Raw genomic sequence first — 12,653 nt, 5'->3', positions numbered from 1 at the left:
ACTGATTCAGGAATGGTGTGAGTGATCGTCGTCGTGGTGGAACTCCCTCGCGATGATCTCGGCGGCGAGGCTTTCCACATCGGCCGGATCCAGGACACCCTGCGCGGCGAGAACATCTTGCAGGGCGTCCAGCCAGCACACATAGTAGGACCAGTTTTCCGGTTGCGCGGCCTGCGCGCCGGCAATCCTCGCGATCAAGCGTTGGCGGAATGTCTCCCATTCCAGAACCCCGCCTTCGCAGAGCGCCACGGCGAGACCGAAGGCGCTGCCTTCCCAAGGCTCTTCGAAGACGAGCTCACCGTTGCTCCTGGGTAGCGCGGCCGTGCCCTCGAGGTCGTTGAGACCTGCCATCTGGGTGCTCATGCGGCGACCTCCGGTCGAGCGACGCCGATCATGCAGTCCCGGGTCACGAGAGCGGCCAGCTCTTCCTCGCTCAGGCCTTCGGCTCCGGAAGGCATTTCAGGCAGAACGAAGTAGCGGGTCTCGGCACTCGTGTCAACCACTCGGACCTCGACTTCCGGAGACACGTCGAGGCCGAACTCGGCGAGGACTGATCGGGGTTCCGCAACCACTCGAGCCCGATACTCCGGGCTCTTGTACCACGACGGCGGAATCCCGAGCACGGGCCAGGGATAACACGAACACAGCGTGCAGACGATCACGTGGTGAATGTCCGCACTGTTCGGAAGTGCGACGAGGTGCTCGCCTTGCATCCCCCCGATTCCGAGCTCGCGGCACGCGGCCGTGGCGTCGGTGAGGAGCCTTTCGCGAAACTCCGGGTCCACCCAGGCGCGAGCGACGACCTTGGCGCCGAGAAGAGGTCCGATGTCCCGCTCGTAGCGTTCGACGATGCGGTCGACGGTGCCCGATCCCAGGGCTCCGCGTTCCATCAGAAGCTGTTCGACGGCTCGCGCGCGGGCCAGCAGGTCCTGGTTGGAAGCAGGGTAACGTCCCAGGGTGGTTCCGGGGTCGGTGGGAAATGCTGTCATGGGACTCCTTGTCCGTTCGTCGGTGCCGGCCGGAGGTCGGCTTCCCAAACGTCGAGGTAGACACCGTCGGACGGTGCCTCGGCCCCGGTACCCCACAGGGCTGACGCCTCGAATCTCACTTGATAGCACCAGTCCGCGCCGGGCCCCAGGTGGTGTGCAACGACCTGCGGAAGCGGAAAGCCTCCCAGCACCGCTGTCACGGTGGCGAGTCGCCCGCACGCGTAAGTCGGTACCCGGCTGTGCTGTCGGGTGTTCGGCGGGTCGACGACAACCACGTCCCCGATGCTGAAGACCGCCGGCGCACCGACCTCGACAGACGTGTCTCCACCCTGGCTGACGAGCCCGTCGATCGCCGGGCCGAGATGGCTGGGTTCGGTTCGTTGACCCTGTACCGCGGCGTGCCCGGTGCGCAATTCGGCTTCGCGCCGGGCGATGTCTTCCAGGGTCAGAACGCCGTTTTCGACGAGATTCATCTCGAGCGAGGCGAGCCAGAGTTCGTAGTACGAGCACCGGATGAGGTCCTCGGGCCGCATCCGTTCTTTGGCGTACCTGTTCTCGTCCACGTTGTTCAGGAAGCCGTTGGCGATGGCAGCCAAAGTCAAGCCGAACGCCAACTTTTCCCAGTCGTGGTGGAAAGTTTTCCCGTCGCCGGGCGGAACGGCGCCGTAACCGAGCATCCCGCCGACGTCATGGACGTTGCGCACTCCGAACACCTTCCCGAGGGCGATCCGTGACCGAACCCGATGGCCTGCGCCGGACCGAGTGGACCATTGCCACCTGCCGGTCACCGGGGTGCGCTCCACACTAAGACCGATCGGAGGTGTGAGACCACACGCTGTCTCGGTGACCGGACCCTTGATCGCTTCGCCCACGCAGACGACAGTCCTCGTGGTAGGAATCAAGGCACGCCGACGAAGCTGACGCAACTCCGCGACTGTGGGACAGTGGTGACGTGAGGTTGCCGAGCCCACGAGTGAACCGAGGCTGGACGGACGATGCCCACTGACCCGGACCGCAAATCCGCCCGCGAGCGCCTACTCGACGCCACCATCGAGATCGTCGGTACCTGCGGAACCGACGCCGTCACGTACCGGGCGGTAGCACGCCAAGCGGGAGTTGCCCACGGGCTGGTGCGGCACCACTTCGGTACCCGTGAACGGTTGCTCGCGGAAGCATTCCGCCAAGCGGCGTGCAGCGACGCCCTCGCCATCGGCCTTCGGGTGCGATCCATCGACGATTTCGCCAAGTCGTTCGTCCACGCCATGAGCGAATCGTGGAAACGTCCCGTCATGCAGCTCGACGAAGCGATCCAGGCGATTCGCGGGGCGCTTCCAACGGACAACGTGATCAAACAGTACGACGGGTACCTGCACGAGATCGGCAAGACGCTGGAGGCGGCGAACATCGACGACGCCGGGGGGCGAGCGGCAGCACTGGTTTTCGCGGCCCTCGACGGCGTGATCCTCCAGCACTTCCTGTACGACGATGACGAGCGGACCGAAGGTGTCCTCGCCCTTCTTCGCGATCTGATGCGAAGGATGCCCACTCGTGCTGAGGTAACAGCCGAGGCGTCCGCGGAGCGCTGAGCGAAATCGACGAAGACTGCCAATGCCGAGGTGGGTCCGCGACGCGGCGGACCCACCTCGAACTTTCCGGATCCGACGAAAACCGACCCCTCAGAGGCCTTGGTAAGCCAGGAACCGATTGACGACGGCTGCGACCTCCTCCGTGCGATCTTCGATCAAGGGGATGGTTCCGCCCTCGACGATGTGCTCCTCGATCTTCGGCACGTTGACGAGGTGCGTCTTCAACCGGGGCACGTCCGGCAGAGCGAACGGATCGCCCGACGCACCGATCAGCAGTGTCGGTGCCGTCACCGATGACACGCGTCGCTCCATGGCATAGCGCGCACAGGCCCGATGGCCTTCCGCGGGATCGAGGCCGGGCGCGAGCGCATCACGGATGAACCGGTTCAGCAGCTCCGGTCGCCCTGGTGGGTAATAGGGTTCCCGGAGGCGCCAGAGGGTGGCCAGGTGAGATCCACTGGCGTCGACAACAGCCTCGTCGACGCCGGCGCCGGCGGTATGCGCTTCACGGTACGAACGATCAATCCACGGTGTCGAAGAAAGCACCAACGCCGTAAGGCGGTCCGGCTGCAGAGCGGCCAGCTCGATCGCCACCGCGCCGCCGGTGTGATGGCCCAGCACACTGAACCGCTGAAGGTGCAGCACGTCGGCGAAGGCAATCACCCCTTGGGCGTAATCCTCGATGGTCTGCGGCGCCGGCAGGTGGTAACTCAGCCCGAAGCCGGGCATGTCGATCGCGATGACACGGCGTCCCTCCGACAACTTTGGTACGAGTTCGGCGAACTCGTCCCACGAACGCGGGGTCTGATGCAACAGGAGCAACGGCGAGCCGGTGCCTTGTTCCACGTAGTGGATCTGCCCCAGACGCGTATCCGCATATCCGCGCGTGCTCATGCGTCCGCTGCTTTCGCCAGAGGCTCACTCGCCGGGACCGCCTTGCTCGTCGTCAATCGGACGAGTGGGTACGCGATGAGCACGATCACCGTCGAAGCAAGAAAGCCGAACGGGAACACCCCGGTTTCGCTGAGAATGTAGGCGACCACCGATGCGCCGACGAGGCTGCCGACACCGGCCCAGTTGACCGGTTCGGGCTCACCGCTGCGTGGCCGGAAACGCCTCACGATGTAGAAATCGGCGACGGCCAAGGCGATGAACCCGATAACCACGATGCCGAGCACGTTGAGAAAGCTTGACAGCTGATCGAAGACGTTCGCGGCGATCATCACGAGGCAGAGGGCGTTGGTGATCAGGATCATCACGAACCTGCTCGGATGCTTGCCGGAGAGGACCTGATACAGGTTTGACAGCGCCAAGGAACCCGAATAGACGTTCAGCACCTGAACTTTGGCCTGCGCCACATAAATCAGGGCGAATCCCACCATTCCGGAAAGAATGACGAAGTAGGCCCCGGTGTTCTGGGTCGCCAGTTCACTTGCCTGGAGCACCTCTTGGCCGGGCAGCGCCTGCCCGTGCGCAAGGAGGTACTCGCCGACGAGCTTGTTCCCACCGGTCAGCACGAGGATCCCGAGGGCGATGCCCGTCAGGTCCAGCATGATCGTACCGGTGAGGCTGACACCACCGACCCCCCGGCTCGATCGAGCGTAGCGCGCATAATCCGCGTTTACCAGAATCAGCCCCGCTCCTTGCCCGCCGAGGATTCCGATCACAGCGAAAAACCTCGACGACGCCGACCCGGTCATCGAAGTGCTGGCTTGAGTAAAGGCTTCGCCGAACGTAACCGACGAGTCGTGGTAGATCCGGAACGTCATGTAGGCGAGCAGACAGATGAATACCACAACGAGCGCGGAGGAGGTTCGCGTCACCACGCGGATACCGAACATGCTAAGTACGATCCACGCAACAGTGAGAACACCGTATATCAACACCCGCGATGCGGTTGTATCCGACCAACCGAATGCGAAAAGTGTGCCGTTGTAGAGCAAGACGTTCTCGATCGCCAGGAACCCGATGATCATGATCGCAAAGGCGCCTGACGCTATCGCCGAGCCACGGACACCCAGGCCGTAGAAGCGCGGAAGCACCGTTCCCGAAAGGCCCTCGACGCGCGCGATGTTGCCGTAGAGCCAGCCCAGCGCCATCACGAAGACGCCCACCGCCGCACCGGCGACCAACCCCAGCACGGACCCGACCAGAGCTGTGATGGTCCCCGCGATGGTCAGCTGGAGCAGTGAAGTCGCCACGCCTGCCGGAAGCCAGGACAGGTACCAGCCCGACTTGCGTTCAGCCTCCGGTACCGGATTGAGCGAATTGTCATCCATTGCCTGCCGAAGTTTTCTGGCACTCGTACCCGCGTCCTGGTCAGTCACGTGGCCTGCCTTTCGATCCGTCATCCATCGGTGGCCACCGATCGTTTCTCGAGGTCAGTCGGACACCGACGAGACCCTGCGTCGCGACCACGTCCTGCAGCTATGAGGCGAAACCACGATGCACAGAGGAATTACCAGCGCACGATCAGCGTGCTGAAGACCCGGTTTGGCGATCACAGAAATCCCGCGTTGACCGAGAAACCCTTGCGCATGGTCTTTCACCGAATCTCGTGCCGCACCCGGAACCGCGGCCCTCACGACACGTTCAGATGCCACTTCGGATGATCATTTTGTCAGGCCGCCGGTCCGGCCGGCGGCTGCTGGCGAACAGAACACCTGAGACTCGCCACCACGGCAAGCTCTCGTTCCACTCTGTGAACCGCTGCCCCGGCATAGGTGGTACCTCGTCTCGGCGCGTCGTTCGTCGCGGTGCCACGAACGCCGACTCGAAGCGTTCAGGGCTCGTTTCTCTCGCTCATCTTCCTGGTGATACGGCGGCTCACCATGGCCAGCAGGTCGGCGTGCTTCTGCACGTCTCCGTGGAAAAGGGGGGCGGTGATGGACAACGCGCCGATTACGGCGCCGCTCGCGCTGTTCACCGGCACGGCGACGCTGAAATAGCCCATGCGGGTCTGTTCGTGCTCGGTTGCGCAGCCGGACTCGCGAACGCGCTTGAGTTCCTGGAGAAGGAGCTCCGGGCTGGCGACCGTCCGCGGCGTCACCCGCTCGAGCGGCCCGGCGACGATCTCCTTGAGCAGGTGCGGACCGGCGAAGGCGAGCAGGACTTTTCCGGTGGCAGTGCAGTGCAACGGTGCTCTACCCGCGACGCGAGAAGGCTCGGGCGCCGGGCCGTGGCCTGAGATCTTTTCCAAGTACAGGACTTCCAGGCCGTCGAGCACCGCGAGGTGGACGGTCTCACCAGTGGTTTGGAAAAGGTCTTCCATGTACGGTCGCGCCGCATCACGGAGGATTCGTTGGCGAGGCACGCGTTGGCCGAGTTCGAACAACCGCATGCCCAGCCAGTAATCAGAGCCCCGGCGCTCGAGCACCCCCCAGCGCAGCAACTCCTGAGCCAAGCGGTGCACGGATGCTTTCGCAACTCCGGACCGCCGCGCGAGTTCGGACAGGCTCAGGTGCTCGTCGTGCGGCCCGAACGCCTCCAGGATGTGCTGCACCTTGTCCAACACGCTGGGTCCGGGCACGGTCCCGGCAGCGGGCGCCGCGCCACCATCCCGCGCCGGGACGTCCCCTTTTCCAGCAAGTGATCGCCGCCCCGGCGCCGGATCGCGGTCGCTCACCGAACTCGGTCTGGCGGGTGAGGTGTCACCACCGCGCGACCGCGCAGCCTCCCGCCGCGGAGAGCGTCGACAGCTTCCGCGATGTCCTCGAGCGCGAAGTCCTGGGTGTCGATTCGCAGGGTTCCGCTCGAGAGCTGTTCGAGGAGCTGACCCGCGATCTCCCGAGCCCGGCGCTCTCGTCTGATCATGTTCACCGGCAAGAAGGAGACATCGTCCAGGAGCCAAGTGGAAAGGTCGAGCTCGACCCCTGAACCGAGGACGTAGCCGATGAGCACAGCCCGGCCTCCCGGGCGCACCCATCGGGCACGCTCGATGAGGCCTGGCCCGCCGAGGGTATCCACCAGCACCGACGCGGGGCGCTCTTCTGCCAGCGCCCGGATCGCTCCGGTATCGGTCAACGCGACGGTTTCCGCCCCGGCCGGCACCCGCGCACGAGCGTCATCGTCGGCAACGACGGCAACCACATGCGCGCCGATGCCGAGCGCCTGCTGAGTGACCATCGACCCGACGGCACCCCCGGCCCCCGCGACGATCACGTGATCGTCGGGCTGGACGACGCCGACATCGTGCACGGCAACATAACCCGTGGTCGCGGGCACGAAGAAGGTCGCAGCTACTTCGGGGGCCAACGGCAGATCGAGCCGCATCGCAGCCTTGCTCGGCACACTCACGAATTCAGCCCAGGTGCCATCCCGTTTCATGCCGAGACCCGCTCCCCTGAGCATGACCCGCGTGCCCTCCGCCATGCCGGAGTCGGCATCCGAGTCGATCACGACACCGGCACCTTCTACGCCGCCGATGTAGGGCAGCCGCGGTTTCAGGCCGAATTCCCCGCTCGACACCGTGACATCGAGATGCGCGACCGCGGCCGCATCGACGCGCACCAGCAACTCGCCGGGGCCGCGCACCGGTTCGGGTACGTCCTCGACAACGGGCGTTGTCCCCCAACCGTGGAAACGTGCCGCTCTCATCACGATGCTGCCTTCGCGTTCGTGCCCGATTTCTTCGAAGCCGCGCGAATGAACTCGAGGCTGATCGGGTTGTACAGGTCGGCCTGCTCGTGCTGGGGCCAATGTCCGCAGTGGTCGAACAGCTCCAGGCGCGAACCGGGGATGTTCTCGTGCATCCGGTCGGCCTCGGGAACCTCACCGAACGGGTTCTGCCGCCCCCATACGATGAGGGTGGGCTGGGTGATCCGCGCCAGATCGTCGGGGCGCAGAAGGTTCCGCTGGCGCCGCTCCATGTCCTGCAGCGAGAGCAGGTTGTCCACGTTGGCGACGAAGTCAGGGTGGTGGTAAATCGCGTGGCGGACTTGGACGAGCTCCTCGGTCGCGTCGGCCTCGTCGGCCATCAACAGCCGAAGCCGCTTGCGCGTGAGCTCGATGTCGTCGCTGGCCACGGCCTGCTTCGTGCTGGTTCGGATGCGGTCCATGACCTGCGGGTTGGCTACCGTACCGCCCGCACACAGCAGTTGGAGGCTGAGCACTCGATCCGGATGGTCGATGGCGGTGCGAGCACCCACCCAACCTCCCAGGGACTCACCCACGAGGTGTGCCTGCGCGATGCCGGCGGCATCGAGGTAGTCGAGCAGGTGTGCGACGTAGTCCGTGATCTCGTAGGGCTTGGCCGGTTTGCCGGTGTAACCGTGCCCGAGCATGTCGAGGGCGTGGAGGTCGTATGCGGCGTGGGCGGCGATATTGCGGCTGAAGGCCTCGAGGTGGCCGCTGGTGCCGTGGAGGAACACGACCGCCTCGGCGCCGGGCGTGCCGGCTCGCAGAACCCGCGTCGAAACGCCGCCGGCGTCGATGTACTCGACGCGGACGGGAAGCGGGCTGAGGTCCGTCCAGATGGTCACGATCGCTGCTCCGTTTTCTCCGGGTGGGGCTGGTTTTGGTTGATGCGGTGGACCTGGGTGTTGCTGCGCGCGGCCAGGGCACGGGCTGCCGTGACCAGTCCGGCGGTCAAAACAAGGGCGATCAGAAATTTCACGAGTGTTCTCCTCGCGCCGGCCGATCGGCGACCGAGTCGAGGAAACCCGAGACGACGGCGTGGTACGCAGCCGGACGTTCCTCCTGCAGGTGGTGAGAGACCCCGTCCATCACGTGCAGATTTCCTCGGGGCACCATCCGGGCAAGCATCAGCGGGTACTCCGGCGTGAGGAAGGCGTCGTGCATTCCCCAGACGAACAGCGCAGGCGCCTGGATCTGCCCCAGTTCCGCCGTGAGGTCCTGCCAATCGCCTCGGGGCGAGTCGGACATCGCCGCAAGCTCCCGTTCGCCCGGATCCAGGCTTTGCTCGTAACGTCGATCCAGTGTTTCTTCGGGGAGTTTGCTGCCGTCGTGCCATTCGAGCCGGGTGATCAGCTCGCGCATCTTCTGCCGGGTGGGACCTTCCCCGCCGTAGTAGACGTCGCGTGCATTGCGCCCCCTGCGGCCGCCTTCGGGCAGCGGCGCAAGGGGTCCGTAGAAGACGGGCATGCTCCCGGTGATCACCAGAGATCGCACTCGCTCGGGGTACTTGGCCGCCAGGTTGAGCGCGATCGTGCCACCCCATGAGTTGCAGATGAAGTCCGCCCGCGCCACCTCCAGGGTGTCCAGAAGCGCGACAGTCTTGGCCGCGTGGTGGTCCCACATCGGACCGCTGATCCGAGCCTTTTCCGACTTGCCGTACTGCTGGATGTCCACCAGCAGGCAGCGGCGGTCGGCGGCGAACAGCGGCGCCACCGGCCCGAAATCCGTCCACGCCGTGCAGCCGGGCCCGCCTCCGTGCAGGAAGACTGTGTCGGGTCCGGTTCCGAGGTCGTGGTAGTGGTAACGGATTCCACCGCCGTCGGCGTAATGACTGACTGGGGGTGGGGTCATGATCGTCCCTTCGTCGTGGTGATCGCAGTGCGGGCGAGAACTTCCGTCAGTCGGCGCATCGCACGGACATCGACGGTGTTCATCCCGCGAGGGAAATCGATGTCGAACTCGTCGCTGGTCACCTTCGGCATGCCCACGCGAGCGGTCGGGATTCCTCGCGCGCGCAGAATGTTGGCATCGGTCGCGCCGCTGTTGTCCGGTATCGGTTCATGGACTCGACCGGACGCGGTTTCCCAGGCGTCCACCGTGGTCCGCACGATCGGCGCATCGGGCGGGGTGCACGTGCCCGGGATCGACAGCACCATCTCGAGCCCGAGGTCGAGATCGAGCTCACCGGACAACCGGGTGACGTATGTGCTCAATTCGCGTTTGAGGTCGACAGGCCGGGTCCCGGGAGCGATGCGGATGTCGATCCGAATCCGGCAGCTCGCAGGAGTCACGGCGAGCATGCGTTCCCACCCGCCCGCGATCGAGCCGATGATGCCCTGAGGAGCCGCCGTCGCCGTGCGGTGGCGGGAGGGGTAGTCGGTCAGCCACGCTTCGAGTCGCGTCACCACCTCAGCCGCAGAGACAACGGGGTTGCGGTACGCCAGCCGATGCCGGCTGCCGGCGTAGGTGTGGATACCGGGCACTGTGATCTCGAACCAGCACAACCCGACCTCGTCGTGTGCGACAAAATCGCCGGGCTTCGCGATCACCGCGTGGTCGGTATACCAACCGCGCTCCAACAGGAACGAGCAACCGACTCCCTGCCCGGTATTGGCCCGAGCCGGATATCCGATGGCTTCGATGGCATTCGTGGGCATCCCACCCGCGCCGAACGCGAACACGATGTCACCGGCAAGCTCCGGCCGAAGCCGACCTAGCACCTCGCCGAGCACGAGGATGCACGCCGCGTGCCCCTTCGGGTTGCTCGCCCCGAGCCCGGAAACCAGCGGGCCGTCTTCGCGGGGTTCGGGCAACATGTCGGAACGCAACTCGGATCCGATCCACGGAAGGTCGAGGCCGGGATCACCAGTGGTGAGCGTGTCGATCGGTGCGTAGAGCATGAGGTCTTCGCCGCCCCCGCGGCCTCGTAGCCTGCCGACGGCGTTCGCCTGGTGTTCGTCGATGTGCTGGGTGACCGCGTCGACACCAGCTGCGGTGAGCCGAGCAGTGAGGACCTTGGCCAATCCGGCCTCACGGCCGGTGGGGCTGGCCACAGACGTGAGTGTCATGGCGGCCTCGCGGAGGCGAGCTTCGGTGAGTTCGGCCAGAACCCCTTCGATCAGCTCTGAAGGGTTCCTGCTCACGACGGGGTATCCCGTTCGACGATCGCGACGCCCATCCCGGTGAGCCATTCCGGCATAGGTGCGTAGGCGAGCTTCCTGCCGGCAGAAAAGCCCAGTGCCGCGGCCATCGTCAACCAGGTCCGCAGCTCTTGACCGCCGTTGCCTGCTGCCTCCTCGAGGTCCGCGCTCGACCAGGCCATGTAGTGCGCGAGCTCGCCCTCCTCCAACTCGGTGAGGAACCGCTCGTCGAACTCGGAAAAAATCGTCGGCCGCGCGGCGGTGATGATTTCCCGGCGGTGCTTGTCGTACCGCTCCCAGTCCCCACGTCCGTTGAGCCATGCCTCGACGAGGAACTCCTCGTCGTCGCCGTGCGGGTCCCGCCAGTCAGCCGGCCAAGGCAGCTGGTGTGACAGCCCGCCGGAAGCGATGACCACGACGCGACGGTCGCCCGCCATGGCCTCCACCGCAGCGGTGAGGTTCCGGCCGAGCTCGACGCACCGCCGGATGCTCGGGAGCGGGGCCGCGAAGACGTTGATCACCAACGGCACCACTGGAACGTCGATGTCCCGCAGCAAGTATTGGATCGCGTGGGTTTGCCCGTGGTCTATCTGCAGGCGTGCCGAGATGGCCACCTCGGTTCCACGATCCACCAGGTCCTGAGCGAGCGCTTGTGCGAACTCGGGGTCGGTCCTTTGTGGTCCGGCGGGCGTGCCCGCCTCGCCCGCGCCGAGTACCTCACCGACCCCCAGCGTGAACGAGGGGATCATGTCGAGCCAGAACCCGCGAAAATGGTTGGAGCCGATGATGATCGCGACATCCGGCCGTACCGCCGCGATAGCGTCCCTGGCTTGGTCCAGCCCAAGCCGGAACGCGTTCGCACGCTCGGTGTGGACGACCTCGTCCCAGTGGGTGTTCATCAGCGTGGAGTGAGACGCTCCCACTCCGAGGACAACTTCCGTCACAGTGCCTGCCTCACATTCAGTTCGCCGGCGGCGCGCCGGCCGGTTCCACACCCTGCTCGGTGAGCCTGGCCATCCGCTCCTCGGCAGTGTCCTCGGCGAGGTTGCGCCACTTGAGCAGTGATTCATCCGGCCGGTAAAGCTTCTCCGGCGGAGCGTCCGTGACCTCGACCATCCACTTGTCCTGTCCGGAGAATTGCCCGTGGAACAACCATCGCACAAAACCGAGGTACTTCGCATAGAAGGGAATCGTTTTCCACCCGCGAGAAAAATTGGCCATGACGCCCACGTAGAGGTGGTTGCCGGCGTCCACCGGAACGTAGAACTCGTAGTGAATGAACGTCGGGTAAGCGATGCGCAGCACGCCGGGCACGCTGACCGAAGCGAACCCGGGAAATTCCTGGGCCGCGATCACCGGGTTCGTGGTCCGATGACTTCCGGTATTACCGATGTTGCTGACCTTCTTGGGCGGCTTGAGCTTGTACCAAGCTTGGTTGTCCCACTTGCCGAGCTCGGGAAAATCAGCCGTCCAGTATTGTTTTTCCTGAACCCGGAAGATCCAGCGTCCGCGTTGGATGATGCGAGTTTCATTCCACACCGGCATTGCCTTGAACAAGCGCCACAATGCAGTGCGATGGAGGTATTTCGCGTGGCCTTCGTCGTAGCCGTTCTCGCACGCGAAACGCCAGTTTCCCTCGCGCGCTTGGATTCGAGCGCCGACTACTGCAGCGTTGTCCCTGAGTTCCTCCGGCAACTGCTCGTCGATCGGCGGGGTGTGCTCACCGTCGCCAACGAAGACCCAGACCATGCCCAACCGTTCGGCAACCGGGTAAGTCGGCTGGGTAACCTTGCCGCAGATCGGCGACTGCGGTCCGTCGGTGATGGCCGCTGCGAGATTCCCGGTCTTCAAGTCGAAGGTCCAGCCGTGGTATGGGCACGATATTGTGCCCGGAAACTGCTGGTTCCCTTGCGACAGCGGAACCCCGCGGTGGGGGCACCGGTCCTTCAGCGCATACACGGTGCCATGGCTGCCTCCGTCACGGATGAGGACGATGTTCTCGCCCAGCAACGTGATCCGCCGCGGTTTGCCGGCGACGTGCGAGCCGAACGCAACGGGGTACCAGTACCCACGGAAGCCGGCGGCGGCGGCCTCGTAGTGCGGCCAGTTCGACCAGTCCTGACGACCAGGCAGCCCGGTCTTGCGTGACCCGCGGCGTGGCGTGGTCGAGGAGGTCCCGATCTCTGCAGTCACTGCCGCTCCTTCGAAGATTGTCCAAAACCTTGACACCGCGAGTTCACCACCGCCGGCAGAGCCCGCCAACCATTTCGGTCCGCTCACCGGACCCCGCCACCACCAGGGAT

Annotated in this window: 14 protein-coding genes; 1 reads left to right on the top strand and 13 read right to left on the bottom strand. The window is 65.1% G+C overall.

Annotated elements, in window-relative coordinates; genetic code table 11:
• Positions 1–6 precede the first annotated feature (6 nt).
• The 3 genes from ACWEOE_RS37445 to nthB are packed head-to-tail and all read right to left on the bottom strand — an operon-like array spanning position 7 to position 1,693.
• Complete coding sequence (locus tag ACWEOE_RS37445; RefSeq protein ID WP_452017792.1) at positions 7–363, bottom strand: nitrile hydratase accessory protein; 357 nt, start codon at positions 361–363, stop codon at positions 7–9.
• Positions 360–989 (bottom strand): nitrile hydratase subunit alpha, encoded by a 630-nt coding sequence (gene nthA / locus ACWEOE_RS37440; RefSeq protein WP_452017790.1) that lies wholly within the window; start codon positions 987–989, stop codon positions 360–362. Before nthA ends, ACWEOE_RS37445 begins: the two co-directional genes overlap by 4 nt.
• On the bottom strand, positions 986–1,693 hold the full coding sequence (gene nthB / locus ACWEOE_RS37435; RefSeq protein WP_452017788.1) for a nitrile hydratase subunit beta: 708 nt from the start codon (positions 1,691–1,693) through the stop codon (positions 986–988). The genes nthA and nthB overlap by 4 nt, the downstream gene beginning before the upstream one ends.
• A gap of 291 nt (positions 1,694–1,984) precedes the next feature.
• Here nthB and ACWEOE_RS37430 point away from each other — a divergent pair, with 291 nt between their 5' ends.
• Positions 1,985–2,575, top strand: coding sequence for a TetR/AcrR family transcriptional regulator (locus ACWEOE_RS37430; RefSeq protein ID WP_452017786.1), 591 nt, complete (start codon positions 1,985–1,987; stop codon positions 2,573–2,575).
• A gap of 90 nt (positions 2,576–2,665) precedes the next feature.
• Here ACWEOE_RS37430 and ACWEOE_RS37425 read toward each other — a convergent pair whose 3' ends face one another.
• The 10 genes from ACWEOE_RS37425 to ACWEOE_RS37380 all read right to left on the bottom strand — a co-directional run bounded on the left by ACWEOE_RS37425 (position 2,666) and on the right by ACWEOE_RS37380 (position 12,543).
• Positions 2,666–3,469, bottom strand: coding sequence for an alpha/beta fold hydrolase (locus ACWEOE_RS37425; RefSeq protein ID WP_452017784.1), 804 nt, complete (start codon positions 3,467–3,469; stop codon positions 2,666–2,668).
• Positions 3,466–4,902 carry a purine-cytosine permease family protein gene (locus ACWEOE_RS37420; RefSeq protein ID WP_452017782.1) on the bottom strand — a complete coding sequence of 479 codons (1,437 nt, stop codon included), beginning with the start codon at positions 4,900–4,902 and terminating at the stop codon, positions 3,466–3,468. The genes ACWEOE_RS37425 and ACWEOE_RS37420 overlap by 4 nt, the downstream gene beginning before the upstream one ends.
• A gap of 455 nt (positions 4,903–5,357) precedes the next feature.
• Positions 5,358–6,089 (bottom strand): IclR family transcriptional regulator, encoded by a 732-nt coding sequence (locus tag ACWEOE_RS37415; RefSeq protein WP_452017780.1) that lies wholly within the window; start codon positions 6,087–6,089, stop codon positions 5,358–5,360.
• Positions 6,090–6,196: 107 nt separating this feature from the next.
• Positions 6,197–7,171 carry a quinone oxidoreductase family protein gene (locus ACWEOE_RS37410; RefSeq protein ID WP_452017778.1) on the bottom strand — a complete coding sequence of 325 codons (975 nt, stop codon included), beginning with the start codon at positions 7,169–7,171 and terminating at the stop codon, positions 6,197–6,199.
• Complete coding sequence (locus ACWEOE_RS37405; protein WP_452017776.1) at positions 7,171–8,055, bottom strand: alpha/beta fold hydrolase; 885 nt, start codon at positions 8,053–8,055, stop codon at positions 7,171–7,173. Before ACWEOE_RS37405 ends, ACWEOE_RS37410 begins: the two co-directional genes overlap by 1 nt.
• The gene (locus tag ACWEOE_RS37400; protein WP_452017774.1) at positions 8,052–8,189 is read right to left on the bottom strand and encodes a hypothetical protein; all 138 of its coding nucleotides are present in this window, start codon (positions 8,187–8,189) and stop codon (positions 8,052–8,054) included. The genes ACWEOE_RS37405 and ACWEOE_RS37400 overlap by 4 nt, the downstream gene beginning before the upstream one ends.
• Positions 8,186–9,061, bottom strand: a complete 876-nt coding sequence (locus tag ACWEOE_RS37395; protein ID WP_452017772.1) for an alpha/beta fold hydrolase — start codon at positions 9,059–9,061, stop codon at positions 8,186–8,188. The genes ACWEOE_RS37400 and ACWEOE_RS37395 overlap by 4 nt, the downstream gene beginning before the upstream one ends.
• Positions 9,058–10,353: a peptidase dimerization domain-containing protein gene (locus tag ACWEOE_RS37390; protein ID WP_452017770.1), complete on the bottom strand. Its 1,296-nt coding sequence runs from the start codon at positions 10,351–10,353 to the stop codon at positions 9,058–9,060. Before ACWEOE_RS37390 ends, ACWEOE_RS37395 begins: the two co-directional genes overlap by 4 nt.
• Complete coding sequence (locus ACWEOE_RS37385; RefSeq protein WP_452017768.1) at positions 10,350–11,420, bottom strand: DODA-type extradiol aromatic ring-opening family dioxygenase; 1,071 nt, start codon at positions 11,418–11,420, stop codon at positions 10,350–10,352. Before ACWEOE_RS37385 ends, ACWEOE_RS37390 begins: the two co-directional genes overlap by 4 nt.
• Positions 11,311–12,543, bottom strand: coding sequence for a Rieske 2Fe-2S domain-containing protein (locus tag ACWEOE_RS37380; RefSeq protein ID WP_452017766.1), 1,233 nt, complete (start codon positions 12,541–12,543; stop codon positions 11,311–11,313). The genes ACWEOE_RS37385 and ACWEOE_RS37380 overlap by 110 nt, the downstream gene beginning before the upstream one ends.
• Between the last annotated feature and the right edge of the window lie 110 nt (positions 12,544–12,653).

Source organism: Amycolatopsis sp. NPDC004368 (assembly GCF_053602515.1).
The sequence above is the reverse complement of the archived record's forward strand: the minus strand, read 5'-3'. Positions and strand labels throughout refer to the sequence as shown.